Genomic DNA, 15,549 nt, shown 5'->3' with positions numbered 1-15,549 from the left:
GCCGGGCATACTGCAACTGTCATGATGGACGGTACAGTGTTGATCGCCGGCGGAGTGTCGGAGCAGGGCGGTCTGGTCGCACCTGCTGACGTATGGGACCCGGTTGGGCTCCAACCACTCGGTATGCATGCCCAGATGGTCTATCCACGTGCGGGGCATTCAGCTCGGATCTTGGCAGACTCTCCCGTCCTGCTGTCGGGTGGAGTCGATACCGCAGGGAAAAGCATTGCTGCTGCTGAGCTCTACTTCCCTCAGCAGCAGCGGTTCGACTTGCAAGACGCGTCGATGACAGGCAGCGGCGCGGCTTCTGATTTGCAGCCACCTCAGGTCCAGGAGTCGGTGCCCACGGCGAATGCTGTTGACGTCCCTGTGACCGCGAAGCTCTCCGTTCGTTTCTCAAAAGCGATGGCGGTAACCAGCTTGAACGCCCAGAGCGTGACCCTGCTAGGGCCGACGGGTTCGGTAGCCGTCAACGTGGTGCCGGTGGAAGGAGGGCGGCTCTTGTTCATTACACCGCAGTCGGACCTGCGGCCCGGAGCGCGCTATACCTTATTCATTAATGCTGCCGTCGACGAGTCAGGAGCTGCGCTGCCGTTTACTGCAATCGGCTTCACAGCCGCCAGTTTATCGAGCACAAGTGCCGCCGGGGCACCGACGACAGGACGTGCGTTGGCCGCCGGTACGGCGATTGGCGCACCGAGTGCAACGACGCGATTGGCGGCGGACACCAGCAGTGCGACGGCCGCCCCCACTCAATCGCTCCCGGTAACAGCCGCAGTGGCTCAAGCTGCCGCCGCTCAAGCCGCCGCAGTGCAAGGCGAGGAAGCCTGGATTCCGGGGCCGACGCATCTGCGTGGGGACTGGCGGATCAAGCGCTCGGCGTCTCCCTTACAGCAGATGCCGCCCCTTGCCGCTCCAGCGGGGGCCACCGCACTGGCTGGACAGGTGCTGTTGATGAATGGCGCAGCGGCCGTCGGGGTCACGCTCCGGCTCGATGGCCAAACCACGAGGACGGACACTACGGGGCGGTTTCTACTGCAGGGCGTCAACGCGGGCTCAAAGACTCTGGTCATTGATGGCACCACGGCGAACCGGCCAGGCAAGACCTATGGCTACTTCGAGGTCTTGGTATCGATCGAGGCTGGAAAGACGACTGCGCTGCCTTACACCAGTTGGATGCCATTGATTGATACGGCACACCGCGTCAAGTTTGACTCGCCGACCAGCAGTGAGGTGGTCATCACCACCCCATACATTCCCCAGCTTGAGGTTCATATCCCCAAGGGCACGGTGCTACGCGACCGCAGCGGCCACGTGATCAATGAACTGTCGATCACTCCCATCCCAGTGGACAGATCACCCTTTCCACTGCCGACACGCTATGTACCGGTGTACTTTACGCTGCAGCCAGGCGGGGCTCACCTCGAGGGGGTCGACGCTGCCAGCGCACAGGGCGCAAGGGTTATCTATCCGAATTACCACCACGGCGCACCTGGTAGCGTACTGGATTTCTGGAACTACGACCCAGTGGAGAAGGGCTGGTACGTCTATGGGCAGGGCAAGATCAATCCGGATGGCCAGCAGATCGTTCCCAACCCTGGTGTAGCGATCTATGAGCTGACAGGGGCCATGGTCTCGTTGCCGAGCAATGCGCCGGCAAAGGGGCCGGCGCCGGGAGGGTGTCCGAGGGGACGTGCGGGAGGGACCGGAGGGACGCCGGCCCCCGCAGCGCCCCCGGGGCCCGATCCGGATCCTGGGTGTTCGGACGGGGATCCGCCGGGGCCCGGATCACCGCCGAGCTCGGGAGGTGGATCTGGAGGTTCAAAGAAGGCTAGCGGATGCGCCGGCGATCCGGTGGACTGCTATACCGGCCTGTTCCTGCACACCCGGACGGACCTAGCGGTGGCGGGCACGGTGCCGATCCATATCACTCGCACCTATCGTCAACAGGACAGCGTCTCGCGCGCCTTCGGGATCGGCACCAGTCATCCTTACGATATCTTCACGATCGGGGACACGAATCCGTATACCTATCAGGATCTGATCCTGCCAGACGGAGGGAGGATTCACTTTGTGCGGACGTCACCGGGCACCAGTTATCCCGACGCGGTCTACACTCATTCGGCAACCCCGACGGAGTACTACGGTGCCGTCATTACCTACGTCGGTGGCAAGTGGAAGCTTAAGATGCGAGACGGCCGGGTCATGTACTTTTATGACTGCCCTGGCTGCTCCAACAGCCGCGGCGCCGCACTGCGGGAATTCTACGATCGGCTGGGAAATAGCCTAACTCTGACCCGGGACAGCAATGCCAACCTGACGCAGATTCTCAATCCTGATGGGCGCTACATCAACCTGAGCTACGATAGTGCCAACCGCGTGACGCAGGCAACCGACAACCTCGGCCGGTCCGTGACTTATCAGTACGATACCGGAGGGCGCCTGGCGCAGGTGACCGACCCGGACGGCGGGGTCGAGCAGTACACCTACGACGCGGCGAACAACCTGCTCACGGTCAGGAAGCCGGGTGGACAGTTGATGGTGACCAACCAGTACGATGCCAACAACCGGGTCAGCCAGCAGACCCTGGCCGATGGCGGTGTCTACCAGTTTGCCTACACGCTCGATGCCAATGGTAACGCCACCCAGACCGATGTGACCGACCCGCGCGGCAACGTGCGACGGATGGCGTTCAACGGCAGCGGCTACGTCACCAGCGCAACCAACGCGCTGGGCAAGCCGGAGGCGCAGGCCACCACTTTCGAGCGGCAGGCGGGCACCAACCTGCTGCTGTCGGTCACTGATGCGTTGGGGCGCAAGACCGCCTACACCTACGATGCTGCGGGCAACCTCACCAGCATCACCCGCTTGGCCGGCACTGCGCAGGCGGTCTCCGAGGCTTACACCTACGAACCGACATACAACCGGGTCACCTCGTACACCGATGGCCTGGGGCACACCAGCACGTTTGCCTATGACAGTGCGGGCAACCTGGTGTCGGCCAAGGACGCACTCGGCAACACGTCCACTTTCAGCTACAGTGCGCGTGGGCAGGTGGTCAGCGCGACGGATGCGCTGAGCCATGCCACGACGTTCAGTTACACGGAGGGCGACCTAGCGGCGATCACGGATCCGCTCGGGCGTACGGTTAACCGCTACACCGACGGCGTGGGCCGGCTGCTATCTGTGGCGGATCCGATGGGCAACCTGACCCGGGTCGAGTACAACGGGCGCGGCCTGCCTACGCGACGCGTCGATGCACAGGGCAATACGGTCAACCTGGCCTATGACGCAAACGGCAACCTGACCAGCCTGACCGACGCGCGGGGAGGCCAAACCAGCTTCGGCTACGATGCCAAGGATCGCCTCACCAGCAAAACCGACCCGCTGCTGCAAGTTTCGAGCTACAGCTACGACGGCTCGGACAACCTGACCCGGCTCACCGATCGCAACGGCAAGATCGCCACCTTCACGTACGATGGGCTGAACCGGCGCAGCGCGGCCGCTTATGGTCAGACGCTGGTGGGAGGCAACCCTGCCTCTCCCGACGCCACCGTCAGCTACACCTTCGATGCGGGCAACCGGCTCACACAGTTGGCCGACAGCGTTGGCGGGACCCTCACGCGCAGCTACGACGGGCTGGATCGGCTCAGCAGTGAGACTACGCCGCAGGGCAGCGTCAGCTACGGCTACGATACGGCCGACCGGCGCACCAGTTTGACGGTGGCCGGGCAGACTGCTGTCAGCTATGCCTATGACAACGCGAATCGGCTCACGGGGATCACGCAGGGCAGCGCCCAGGTCGGCTTCACCTATGACGCAGCCGGTCGACGAACCACGCTGACGCTGCCCAACGGGGTGGTGGGTGCCTACAGCTACGACATCGGGGACCAGCTTACCGGCATCGCCTACTCGAACGGCGGGACGCTGGTGGGCGATCTGACCTATGCCTACGATGCGGCTGGGCGCCGCATCCAGATGGGCGGCAGCTTGGCCAGCATGGTGCTACCCGCGGCGATGAGTAGCGCGACGTACGACGCAGCGAACCGGCTGACGAACTGGGCCGGCGCCAGCCTCACCTATGATGCCAACGGCAACCTGACCAGCGACGGTGGTCTGACCTACAGCTGGGATTCGCGCAACCGACTCAGCGCGCTCAGTGGCGGCGCGACGGCGAGTTTCAACTACGATGGCCTGGGGCGGCGCAGCGGCAAGACGGTGGGCGGCTCCGCGACAAGCTTTGCCTACGATGGGGTGAACGTGGTGCAGGAGCTCGCCGGCGGCACGCCGAGCGCAAACCTGCTAACCGGGCTCGGTGTGGATGAGACCTTCAGCCGCACCGACACCACTGGCACACGGAGCTTCGTCACCGATGCACTGGGCAGTACGCTGGCCCTGACAGATGGCACGGCCACGATCAAGACCAGCTACGCCTACGAGCCATACGGTGCGGTCACCGCCAGCGGAGAGGTCAGCAGCAATGCGTTCCAGTACACCGGTCGCGAGAATGACGGTGCCGGCCTGTACTACTACCGCGCGCGGTATTACCACCCGGGATTCGGACGGTTCATCGCGGAGGACCCCATTGAATTGGCGGGCGGACTAAATCTCTATGCATATGTAAACGGCAGCCCAACATCAAAGATTGATCCACTTGGTCGTTGGACAATGTCCCTCGGTGCCGGGGGCGGGATGTATATCGGGGGTGGTGGCGAGGGATGGACCGGCGGATATTACTCCCCCGATGCTAATTGCGGGAAAGGGAAGGCAGGCGCCTATACATCCACATCTATCGGCGGTGGTGTTGGTCTGGGCCTCGGCATACAAGGGGGGATATTTTTTGGGGATGGCACAAAAACATTTGATGGAAGTTCTGGGTATTATTCTGTCACAATTTTTGATTTCTTTATTGGTGTGAGCTTTGGTGAGGGTGGATTTGGAGGGGTTACCGGCGTTACAGGCGGCTTTGCTGCCGGGTTGCCATTCGGCGCTTCCGCAGGGTGGAGTACTACAAGAGCCTACTAAAGGAGCAGGGATGTCGTCGCCAAGGAAAAGATTCTACATCGCAGTGGTGATATTTATTTTTATTATTGTTTTTAGTGTGTACCAGCTTGTGGTGCCAAAGAGAGGGATCTTTGTCATTGTACTGCTCGCAACGTTAATAACGTTTGGCTTCTGGAATATGCTGTTCTCATGTCCAAAGTGTGGTACACCATATCTTTATGCGTTCAGGGGGCCATTTGTTTATCCTAAATTCTTTCCAAGAAAGTGCAGAAAATGTGGCTGGCCTACCAATCAGGAATACGGAAATAAAAACTCTTAGTTAGTGTCATGGTGGGCGTTGTCGCATAAATCCACCGCAGCCTGGCGTGCTACGTTTACGTGCAACAGTTGGGCAGATAGGTGGTGTACGACGACCGGAGAGTGGCGTTGCCGTTCACATCATTTGGGTTTCACGGCCCGAAATCTGCGAGGCCGCGAGGCCGCGCCGCCGTAACTGCTGCGTCCACGACCAGTAGTGTCAGGTGTGTCAGCCACTGACACGCGCCACCACTTCATCTCCGACGCGGCGAGCAGCTGACTGATGGCACGCGGGGCGATCATGACCACGCCTACGAGCCATACGGTGCGGTCACCGCCAGCGGAGAGGTCAGCGGCAATGCGTTCCAGTACACCGGTCGCGAGAATGACGGTGCCGGCCTGTACTACTATCGTGCACGGTACTACCACCCGGGATTCGGGCGGTTTATCTCGGAGGATCCCATTGGGTTGGCGGGCGGCATAAATCTCTACGGATATGTCGGCGGTGACACAATTTCGCGCATTGATCCGTTCGGGCTCGATTGGGTGTACTCGCAATCTACAGGGCAACTCACCCATGTCGACTCGAATGGCAACAGCACGAATGTCGGTAACGGTTATGCGGGGCATGGTGAGGGCGTGAACAATCCAGATATGCAGAGTGCTACCAATGTCGGACCGATCCCACAGGGAACATACTCGATCGGCCAACAACAAAACAATACGACTGGTAGTGGCACAAATCTTCCCGGATCAATGAGATTGACGCCTGATCCGAGTAATACGATGTATGGCCGCGGCGGTTTTCTAATTCATGGTGATAACAGCCGGGGAGATCGAAGCGCCTCGGAAGGGTGCATCATTATGAATCGGGGCGTTCGAAATCAAATTGGTGGTAGCGGTGACAACGTACTCAGGGTGACTCCATGAAAAATCTCCTCCGCGAAGTCTTTGGTATCTTCCTTTGTGCGGCCATATTCAGTAGCGAAGCATCATCGGTCGGTAATAGGATTAACGTTGCTACGCAAGGTGTCACTGATGTTTCTGCGACGCTTGGAAAAAATCAAATATCAGCAAAGATCACAACTCACGAGATAGACATTGGAAAGGCTAGCGATACTTTGCCGAAAAAGAGGCTGACAAGCTGCACATACAGCCGGTTTCCTTGCAGTCCAGTTGATAGCGTGGAGATTTCTGTTAATGGAAATTCCTTGTTTGTGGCTCGATCAGTATATGCCGACTTGGCAGATCTGATTGATGCGAGTCTTCGTCAAAATGGGAATGGGAATTTTTTGCTGACATTGCGTGGCGGAGATGCTTCGGAAAGCTATACCATAGAAATTATGTTCGATAAAGGATTGGTAAGGCAAAGGAGGCTTATAGATAATTTGAATAAGCAAGTATTGCAGAGAACTACATATTTTACGTCTCAAACTATGGATGAATAGAGTGCGGTGTGGATTGGGTTTTTCAGAAGAAGGGTCGCGTGGGTGGACCTTCGCCTAATCCATGTTCGTCGGCGAGGTGAGTCCAGAACGAACGACACCGATCGGTGGAATTGGGCGAAAACGCGGATGCGACAAAAATTCGCGGTGACCGTGCCGAGTTGAAGGCGGGGATGTGCGGTGCGCATGCGCGGGTTCAACAGCGCAATCGAGCGCGTGGCGAGGCTGCTAGCCCCCGCCTGGCAACTCACCGGCCACCGGGGCGTAGCCCGTGGGCACGGAGGGCCTTGCTGCTCGCGCCAACTGCGAGGCGAACCAAAGTGCAGAATGGATGGTTTCTGGGGCGGGCACGGTCATGGCGGGTTCCTGCCAAACAGTGTACTGTATATTTATACAGTTATCGAGCCAATTACCTCACCGACTGGCTCGGTGCATAGTGCTCCACACTAGGACGCCGCCAAATTGAAATGAGCGACTCGAACGAATCCCGCCTGCGCGCCGCGCTGCAGGCCGGCCCCATGCCAATGCGCCTCGCCCCCCGGAGCACACGCTGCAGACGAAGTTTGCCTCGTGCGCAAACGTCAAAATCTCCGCTCCGCACAGCTTGCACTCCTGAACGGCGATCTTTTCCCCGTGGCTAGTCGGGGAATTGCCATAGAGGTCCTTGGCTCGCCGAATCAGATAGAACGCACGCTCGGTATTGATGATCCGCTGCGATGCCGTGCCGGGCGCTTCCTTCTTACCTCGATACAGCCAGTAATACGTGTGGTATGTCCAGACAAAGGCCTGGCTATGTGCGATACCGTTTTGCAACGCGAGTTTATAGAGCGAAAGCAACAAACTCGCATGAAACTGCCGAGAGGGCCGTTCGATATACCACTCCAGCGAATGAGGGGTCTGCCCGGATGGTGACGGCTGGTTATCGTTCAGTTGCTTATAGAGCGTTCTTGCATCGGACGTGCGAATGTCCGTTGCCGATACCATCGTGATTGCCCGCGCGCCCATCTCGCCGAGTACTCCTCCAAGGTACAAGCTGCCGTGCAGAGTTGGGTTGGCAGCGTCCGATAGACGCGGTGTTGGCACCAGCCTTGACTAGGTGCGCGACATGTCCCGTCGGTCAGGGCAGGGCTGAGTGAATTCTTGCGGCCCGACTATCGGTATATTCTGATGACCTGAACGTTGCAAAGTGAATCGAACATGCTTGCCTGATCCGTAATCTCCTCGCCCTTGTAAGGCGTTATAGAAGGTCGCCACCACGCGCTGTTCGGGCCAAGATCATATGTAAGCCGATATACCGCTCCGGCTTCTGCCATAAATCGCAACGTCGCAACTTCAGATTTTCGGCAGAGCAAGAAAAACTGCACATCGAGTTCATGCTCGCCAGGCAACATTTCGACAATCTCCCGACGTTTCCCAGCGGAGTGGACCAAAGCCCTTTCGCCAGGCTGCTCGACTTTTGCGTCGAAGCGACGCACCACTATGTGTGGATCAACGTAAAGCTGTGCTATCCGATCAGAAGTTACCTCCGGACCGTCATATAGCTTTACCTTTGAATAAACAGTACACCCAGAGAGCGCAATTGCTGCAAGAGTAGCTAAAATTGCCCGCATTATTTTTTGCTTTACTGAGGTTTGCGAACCCACGATTCTAGACGGTCGGCACATAGTCATTACCCCACCTGGGGGGTATGGGATGATCCAGAATCGGAAGCGCGCTCGTCGGGGCACAATGCCCGTTCAATGGACAGCGTTTTTGAAACGCGCCAAGGCGCTCACCTGCCATCGACGAACGTATCGTCTGAAGAATGCTGGCCTCCCGCCCGACATAGGTCATTTGGGCGCACGGGCGGCGCTCCCTCCCCGCCCTGAAGGACCGGGTATGCCGCGCATCCAGATCAAGAGCATACCGGATGTCCACCGAGACCAAGGAATGCCGTCATTCATAGCCTCCCATAGAGGGGCTATTTTATGGATTGCAATGGCCTACCATGCCACGCTTAGACTGTTGACTCGATGCTAACTGCCATGCCCCTTCGCCGATTAATTGCCACCGCACTGTCGGTGATGGTCCTTGGGGCCTGCGCTGTGAAGCCGCCTGAGCCATTGACTGACTCGCAGGTCGCAGACGTTGCGACAGCCTTCTTTTCCGAGCAGGTCCGCTCCCTCTTAGTGCACCGCTACTGGAACTCTGAGAGCCATGGCCAGCGCGCGATCTACTGCGTTAGCAGTCGCGATGCGGAGAAGATTGGGAGCGAGCTGGTACCTGACCTCCGACGAAATCTGACGACTTCCGAGCTCGAGCAAGCGCGGGACTTCCTGGCCACACCAGTCGGTCGCGCATTCATGGACCGGCAAGTCTACAACACGCCACGCACCGCCTTGAGTGCGAGCGAGATGGCTGCCATGCGCGATTTCTCGAACACACCGGTTGGATTCAAACTCCTCGAGCCCGCTACCGCGGCTCGGTACGCTGATGCGTACGACGCGAAGGTCGCAGAACGCTTGGGTCAATGCGGGAAAACGTACCAGTCGATCGACGTCGATCTCGCTGTAGGGCAGGCAGTTTCGCGCGCGCTCGAAGATATCAGATGCACCCGACTGCGCCCGCTTTATCCGGCCGAGGCGAGGCGGAAGGGGCAATTCGGAAAGGCGGTGGTACGCTTCTGGGTCAATACTAAGGGCATCGTGTACCTGACACTTATCACCCAGTCGACGGGTGTACCGTCGCTCGATGAGGCGGCCGACAAGGCCATACGCGAAATGCACTGCGTCCCGTACGACCATGAGGGCGAACTATTCACGTTCACCGCATCGCAGCCAATCTCGTTCGAGTTGCACTGAACGCCCGGCCCGCGGCGCCGCATCACGCAGGCACAGTTGACGCATCGTGGACCAATGTCGCCCAGGCCGCGGTTCCGATCTTCGAAGAAGCACGCGTGCGGCAGAAGTCCCCGAATTAACGCCAATCGCGCCCACCTCAAACCTTGGGAGCCGTTGCGGCCCCGCTCCTTCTATACACTGCAGTCGATCCAAAACCGACTAGAGGCGATGGAAAGGCAGATGGAGGCCGAGAGCGCTCTACATCTGCTGCTGTTCAGGAGAGACAGTGGTCAACTTATCGGAGACTGCAACTTTACCAATATCGTCCGGGGGCCGTTCCAGGCATGTCATCTAGGCTTCTCGATTGCGCGAGACTGTGAAGGGCAGGGCTTGATGCGCGAATGCTTGGCGACCGCCATCGAGTATGTGTTCGGTGAGCTTGGGCTGCATCGCATCATGGCGAACTACCGACCTGAGAACGAGCGCAGCGCTCGGCTACTCACTGGACTTCGCTTTGAGCGGGAAGGTATCGCCCGGGCATATCTGAAGCTTAATGGCGCGTGGGCAGACCACGTACTGACATCCTTGATCAATCCGGCTGACTGTTAATTTTGATGGCCAGCAAGAGTCGCCGGACAATCAAGATGGGTTCACCGGTTGCTTACGATTGATCCGGCGGAGATTGACGAAGACCGCATAGCGAGACTGCTCGAGGAGTTGCGCGTGCTCCTGCACAACGCGTTCGGGCGTGACGGGATGGAAAGCCGTCGCTTCTGATCGGATCGGTTGGTGGTTGGTAGTAGCTGGTGGCCGTCCAGCCGTCGGGCGGCTTGTAGCGCTCGTTGATGCTGCCTGTCAGGCGCGGGACCGCTTCTAAGTCAGAATGGTCGATCGCTATGTCCGGATTCGTTGGATTCCGGTTGCAACACACCACGAGCTTGGGATCTTAGTGATCTTTGGCGGTTCGCGGTGTTGCCAGATTTGACGAGCCAAGGAAACGCGTGTCCGCAACGCACCATGGGCCGGCAGAATGCCAAAACGGCGTTTTGTACTCTCTCTTGATGAGTGGGACTCGCGTTTCATTGCCACCTTCGATTTCGACCGCAGTTGTCACGCATCCCCCCGGCACTCGCTCGAAATCGAATCTGTACTCCGCGTCAGGCTTAGTTTCAATCGTGTAGACCGCCCTACATGAGTGCACCGTGACGGCGTTGACGCCAAGGTAGGAAAAGGCGACGCTCTGATAGCGCTTGCTTGCCAAGTCGAAGACGTGGTTGCGTTCGTGGTCGCCAACCGGAACGAGGTTTCGTCCAGCGTAGCAGTCATAGTCGTCTTCGTATGTGAAGGCGGCAAACATTGCCGCCGGCGTATTGTTCGTGACTGTGACTCTCGTTGTCCTTGTGTTGTCAGACGTTAGCGCAGCATGAGTGACGCAACCACTTAGCACAAGTGCGGCTCCGAGCGATATCAGGTAGTTCTTCACGTTGCGTAGTCTATGTGGAGTGTAGGTGCGGATGGCGATCTGCCGGCGGGCTTACGCGATTCTACCGTCGACTATGTTTGGGGGATCTTTCTCGTTTCGTGGAAACTGTCAAGTGTGAAAGCACGAAAACTGGGGTTCCTCGTCAGTCCACGTTACGGATTAGCCTTCGATCCCGCTTTCGAGTCGTTTGTAACATTCATGTCCGAGTCTCGCCTCATTACTTGGATGGCCCTCCGGCAACGGGCTGGCCCGGCATCCGCTATCGGGCAGCAAGAGGCCAACTAGGGCAGGAGCGCGCCCTTGATCGCCCGCGCCATGTCCATCCGGTTGATCTGCCGCTGACGCTTCACGTACAACTGCGCGTGCTGGGGCAGCGGCTCGCCCTGCAGCGTCCGCGACGGGCCGGCCTGATGCCGGTTGTCGCGCAGCGCTTGTACCTGGGCGGCGATATCCAGCACGCGCCCCAGCCGCTTGTTTTCCACGATGGCGCCCTGGTCGATCTCCGAGAGCCGGTGGTAGGTGGTGTAGGGCAGGGCAGCGCCGTCGGCCCACAGCTCCACGTGCCCGTCCGGATAGTCGGCCACCTCGATGTAGCGGTGGATCAGGCGGCGGTGCTCGGGCCGGTCCTCCAGCAGGTACATCACCTTGTCGTATTGCAGCGTGAGGCTGGCCGACACCTTGCGCCACTCGCGCCAGCTGAAGATTCGTTCCAGATCCTCGTCGCCACGCAGCGGCCGGTGCGCGTTGAAGTCGCTCTTTGGCACCTTGGCAAAGCGCGCATTGAAGTCCGCGATAAACGTCGGCGCATAGGCGTTGGCGGCGTCCATCGAGCTGATGCCGCGCAGGCGCAATTCCTTGACCAGCCGGTCCTGCAGCGTGCCGTTCATCCGCTCCACGCGGCCCTTGGCCTGGCTGAAATTGGCGCACAGGATGTCGATATTCAGCTCGAACAACGCCCGTCCGAACTGCGTATAGCCGCAGCCTTCGGCATTGGACTTGGCGCTGACCCGGAACACGCTGAACTTGTCCGAATAGAACGCCTGCGGCTTGCCGTGCCGCTCCAGATAGGCCCGGGTGGCGGTGAAATAGGCGGGGGTCGACTCGGTCGGCACGAACAGCAGCTGCATCAGCCGGCCGGTGGCGTCGTCGACATAGACCAGCAGCGTGCACGCCGGCGCGCGGTCCTCGAACCAGGCGTGGTCGCTGCCGTCGATCTGGACCAGCTCGCCCAGGCACGCCCGGCGGTTCCTCGGCTGGTGGACCTTGGGCGGGCGCTGCCTGCGCGGCACCCAGAAGCCCGCGTCGACCATGATCCGGCGCACCGTTTCCTTGGCCAGGTCGATGCCATGACGCTCGCGCAGCTTCTCGGCCGCCAGGGTCGGGCCAAAGTCGGCGTAGCTGTCGCGGATCAGTCCGCGCACGCGAGCCTCCAGGCCGGGCGGCAACTGGCGGTTGCCGGGGCGGCCGCGCTTGCGCGAAGCGAGGCCGCTCGGCCCATCCGCCCGGTACCGCTGCGCCAAGCGCTCCACCTGCCGGCGCGACAAGCCCAGCTTCTCGGCGGCGCGCCAGACCGCCAGGCCGTGCTCCACCACGGCCTGTATCACCTTGAGTCGGTCCAGTTCGCGCATCGTCACGGTCAGGATCTCGGGCTTGCCCATGGCGGCCTCCAGTCTCGGACGGACGGAAAGCCGCCAGCTTGCCAGGACTGGCAAGCACTGCGACAGTTCTAATTGGCCCAAGTAAGACAATACTATTTGGCCCAAGTACGACAATACTATTTGGCCGTAACATCCTTGTTGCGCATAATGTATATTATGTTAAATACTATTCGTTGCGTCGATGCTCGTGCCGCTCCCGGAGGTGCAACCACACCCCAATGCCAATGGCGCCCAGCAACAGAGCGAGGTCCGTGTTGCCTACCCCGGCAACGAGCCCCTTCAGACAGGCCATTACCAGTGCGTCGTTACTCGATGCCTTCCCGGTCAAGTTGTTGTCGACGACTAGCCCGGTTCCGACGATCAGAAACGGGCCGGTCGCCATCTGTAGCCTTCCTGGCTGCCAGAGCCGCCAAAGCGCCCACCGCCAGCGCTGACGCTTGAAGTGCTCCGGTGGCATGATCACCGAAATCGACGATCACCTGGTCCACCAGTGTTCGGACACGGCGCAGCAATTGGCGGCGATGCGGATAGATAGGTTGGCCGTATCGACGAATTCGTGCTCGAGCCACCAGCCCGTCAGGAGCGGTAGATCTCGCTGCTATTCTCACGGTGAATGAGCCTCTTGGATCGGGTGCAAAGTGGCCGAACGCTCTGCCGACAGCTGCTCTGCCGACAGTTTTCTACCCAGGTAGGCATCGCGGAGGCCAGCATCATTCAGCAGGTCCTGCACAGCGCCAGCTAACACTGCCCTGCCCGTCTCTAGCACATAGGCATGATGCGCATGGCGCAGGGCCAGCGCGGTGTTCTGCTCGGCCACTAGGAAGCTCACCCCTTCCCGCACATTAAGCTGGCTGACGATTTCGAAGATCTCCTGCACGATGATCGGCGCCAGGCCCATCGAAGGCTCATCCAGCAGCACGAGGCGGGGCTCTGTCATGAGGGCACGCCCGATCGCCAGCATCTGCTGCTCGCCGCCCGAGATATAGCCGGCCCGCACTCCGCGCTTCTGTTTGAGGTGCGGAAACCAGGCATAGACCCGATCCAGCCCACGCTGCAGCGCCTGTCGACTGGGGCGTCGCACGAAGCCACCGCTGAGTAGGTTCTCCTCTACGGTCAGGTGCTGGAAGACCTGGCGGCCTTCCAGCACATGCACAATGCCGGCGCGCACCAGCTGCTCGGGCGCGACTCCTTCGGTCGATTTGTCCTGGAAACGGATGCTGCCGCGGCTGATGCGGGCGCGGTCGGCGCCCAGCAGGCCGGAGATGGCCTTGAGCGTAGTGCTCTTGCCCGCGCCGTTCGCGCCCAGCAGCGCGGTGATGCCGCCCTGCCGCACCACCAGCGAGACGCCGCTGACAGCCAAGATGGCGCCGTCGTAGATGACTTCGATGTCGTCCACGCGCAATAGCTCCTGCGCCGAGACGCTAGGGGCCATCTCAACCGGAATGGCGCTGACGATGCCGTTGCTCATGGCTCAGTTCTTTCCTTGCGACGCTACGCGGGGTGCGATGCCTTTTTCCTTGGCGTAGGCGGCAGACTTGGCCTTGATGAGCGGCCACAGCAATTCGCGGTCGGCCTGGATCCAGTCGCTCACCTGATTCCACTTCTTGCCGTCCCATTGCTGCACCTTGACGGCGCCGCCGCCCTCGTGGTCCCGGGGTGACAAACGCAGCGGCTGCAGCAGGCCGTGGAAGCCGTTCGCTTTCAGGCGTGCATTATCGATGTTCAGGTTCTCCAGGCCCCACTGGCCTTCCTCTCCGGTGACGGGGCGCTTGCCGAACTTCTCCTGCGCCTTGCGCACCAGCTCGACCGAGATCACCGCATCGATCAGTCCCGAGTTGTAGTAGACGCTGCCGAACTTGCGGGTGTCGCGCAGGTCGCTCTTTCCCTTGTCGATGATGTATTGCTTCAAGCGCCTGTGGATCTCGAAGTCCGTTCCGGCCGGGTAAGGCGTGAGCGCCAGATAGCCCTTGGCGGCATCGCCCGCTGGAATCACGTCTTCCTCCGAGCTGGCCCAGACGTCGCCCACGATGCGGTTGGCCGGGATGCCGAAGCGCTGCGCTGTACGGATGGCCACCGGCGTGGAAACGCCCCAGGTGCGGATGAACACCCAGTCAGGCTGGATCTGGCGGATCTGCCGCCATTGCGCCGATTGCTCGTTGCCTGGGTCGGCAAAGGGGATCTGGATGTCCTGAAAGCCGTACTTCCCGGATAGCAGCCTGAGCGGCTCGATCGTCTCGCGCCCGTAGGCCGAGTCGTGGTAGAGCGTGACGATCTTCTTGCCCTTGAGCTTGTCATGCCCGCCTTCCTGCTGCGCGATGTAGTTGACGAGGGCCGACGCTTCGCTATAGAAGGTCAGGACAACCGGGAAGATGTAAGGGAACACCGTGCCATCCGCGGCCTCGGTGCGGCCATAGGCCAGCGTCACCTGCGGAATCTTGTCCTGCGCGGCGCGATCGGCCAGCGCGAAGGCCGCCGGCGCGCCATTGGGGAAATAGGCGGGTACCGGCGCGCCCTGGAGGCCGTGCTTGAAGCGCTCGTAGCATTCCACGCCTTTCTCCGCCGTCCATTCGGTCTCGCACTCCTGCCAGACAATGGGTACGCCGTTGATGCCGCCCTCGACTTCGTTGATGTAGCGGTAGTAGTCAATGCGGCCGGCCCAGATCTGCGCGCCCGACGAGGCGTAGGGGCCGACCCGATAGCTGGCGATCGGCAGGAACTGCTTACCGGCATCGGGACCGGGACGGGTTTCCAGCGCCAGCGCGCTGCTCGCGATGGCGCCGGCCAGGGCCAGGCTTGCCACACCCGCCAGATGGTGACGGGAACTGATGGTTGTTTTCATGGTT

11 protein-coding genes are annotated in these 15,549 nt (G+C 60.3%); 5 read left to right on the top strand and 6 right to left on the bottom strand.

All coding sequences use genetic code 11. From position 1 onward, the window contains the following. Positions 1-21 precede the first annotated feature (21 nt). The 3 genes from BKK79_RS38705 (at position 22) to BKK79_RS40135 (ending at position 6,749) form a co-directional block, all read left to right on the top strand. Complete coding sequence (locus tag BKK79_RS38705) at positions 22-5,025, top strand: RHS repeat-associated core domain-containing protein (protein WP_232346257.1); 5,004 nt, start codon at positions 22-24, stop codon at positions 5,023-5,025. A gap of 552 nt (positions 5,026-5,577) precedes the next feature. Next, positions 5,578-6,231, top strand: coding sequence for an RHS repeat-associated core domain-containing protein (locus BKK79_RS42245; protein WP_084084416.1), 654 nt, complete (start codon positions 5,578-5,580; stop codon positions 6,229-6,231). After that, the gene (locus tag BKK79_RS40135; RefSeq protein ID WP_157128350.1) at positions 6,228-6,749 is read left to right on the top strand and encodes a hypothetical protein; all 522 of its coding nucleotides are present in this window, start codon (positions 6,228-6,230) and stop codon (positions 6,747-6,749) included. Before BKK79_RS42245 ends, BKK79_RS40135 begins: the two co-directional genes overlap by 4 nt. A 411-nt stretch (positions 6,750-7,160) precedes the next feature. Here the strand turns inward: BKK79_RS40135 and BKK79_RS38695 are convergent, their stop codons facing one another. Together BKK79_RS38695 and BKK79_RS40130 are read right to left on the bottom strand one after the other, a co-directional pair. Further along, positions 7,161-7,751, bottom strand: a complete 591-nt coding sequence (locus BKK79_RS38695) for a FlhC family transcriptional regulator (RefSeq protein WP_084084414.1) — start codon at positions 7,749-7,751, stop codon at positions 7,161-7,163. Between the two features lie 146 nt (positions 7,752-7,897). Then, the gene (locus BKK79_RS40130) at positions 7,898-8,389 is read right to left on the bottom strand and encodes a hypothetical protein (protein ID WP_157128348.1); all 492 of its coding nucleotides are present in this window, start codon (positions 8,387-8,389) and stop codon (positions 7,898-7,900) included. 381 nt (positions 8,390-8,770) lie between these two features. Between BKK79_RS40130 and BKK79_RS02080 the strand changes: the two genes are divergently transcribed. Then, positions 8,771-9,586, top strand: coding sequence for an energy transducer TonB (locus BKK79_RS02080; RefSeq protein WP_198173302.1), 816 nt, complete (start codon positions 8,771-8,773; stop codon positions 9,584-9,586). A 54-nt stretch (positions 9,587-9,640) separates the two neighbouring features. Continuing rightward, complete coding sequence (locus BKK79_RS02075; protein ID WP_071036965.1) at positions 9,641-10,174, top strand: GNAT family N-acetyltransferase; 534 nt, start codon at positions 9,641-9,643, stop codon at positions 10,172-10,174. Positions 10,175-11,329: 1,155 nt separating this feature from the next. Here the strand turns inward: BKK79_RS02075 and BKK79_RS02070 are convergent. From BKK79_RS02070 to BKK79_RS02055, 4 genes are all read right to left on the bottom strand, one after another. Beyond that, positions 11,330-12,706, bottom strand: a complete 1,377-nt coding sequence (locus BKK79_RS02070) for an ISNCY family transposase (protein WP_071036964.1) — start codon at positions 12,704-12,706, stop codon at positions 11,330-11,332. A 166-nt stretch (positions 12,707-12,872) separates the two neighbouring features. After that, positions 12,873-13,088 (bottom strand): hypothetical protein, encoded by a 216-nt coding sequence (locus tag BKK79_RS02065; protein WP_071036963.1) that lies wholly within the window; start codon positions 13,086-13,088, stop codon positions 12,873-12,875. 222 nt (positions 13,089-13,310) lie between these two features. Beyond that, complete coding sequence (locus BKK79_RS02060) at positions 13,311-14,174, bottom strand: ABC transporter ATP-binding protein (RefSeq protein ID WP_084084412.1); 864 nt, start codon at positions 14,172-14,174, stop codon at positions 13,311-13,313. Between the two features lie 3 nt (positions 14,175-14,177). Further along, positions 14,178-15,545, bottom strand: a complete 1,368-nt coding sequence (locus BKK79_RS02055; RefSeq protein WP_071036962.1) for an ABC transporter substrate-binding protein — start codon at positions 15,543-15,545, stop codon at positions 14,178-14,180. Positions 15,546-15,549 lie beyond the last annotated feature (4 nt).

It is taken from the genome of Cupriavidus sp. USMAA2-4 (assembly GCF_001854305.1).
Lineage (GTDB): Bacteria > Pseudomonadota > Gammaproteobacteria > Burkholderiales > Burkholderiaceae > Cupriavidus > Cupriavidus malaysiensis.
Note: the sequence above shows the minus strand (reverse complement) of the source record. Positions and strands in the feature narration are given on the sequence as shown.

Coding starts and splice junctions, on each gene's coding strand:
- BKK79_RS38705 (WP_232346257.1), top strand. CDS start 22: ATGATGGACGGTACAGTGTTGATCGCCGGCGGAGTGTCGGAGCAGGGC.
- BKK79_RS40135 (WP_157128350.1), top strand. CDS start 6,228: ATGAAAAATCTCCTCCGCGAAGTCTTTGGTATCTTCCTTTGTGCGGCC.
- BKK79_RS38695 (WP_084084414.1), bottom strand. CDS start 7,751: ATGGGCGCGCGGGCAATCACGATGGTATCGGCAACGGACATTCGCACG.
- BKK79_RS02080 (WP_198173302.1), top strand. CDS start 8,771: ATGCCCCTTCGCCGATTAATTGCCACCGCACTGTCGGTGATGGTCCTT.
- BKK79_RS02075 (WP_071036965.1), top strand. CDS start 9,641: ATGTCGCCCAGGCCGCGGTTCCGATCTTCGAAGAAGCACGCGTGCGGC.
- BKK79_RS02070 (WP_071036964.1), bottom strand. CDS start 12,706: ATGGGCAAGCCCGAGATCCTGACCGTGACGATGCGCGAACTGGACCGA.
- BKK79_RS02065 (WP_071036963.1), bottom strand. CDS start 13,088: ATGGCGACCGGCCCGTTTCTGATCGTCGGAACCGGGCTAGTCGTCGAC.
- BKK79_RS02060 (WP_084084412.1), bottom strand. CDS start 14,174: ATGAGCAACGGCATCGTCAGCGCCATTCCGGTTGAGATGGCCCCTAGC.
- BKK79_RS02055 (WP_071036962.1), bottom strand. CDS start 15,545: ATGAAAACAACCATCAGTTCCCGTCACCATCTGGCGGGTGTGGCAAGC.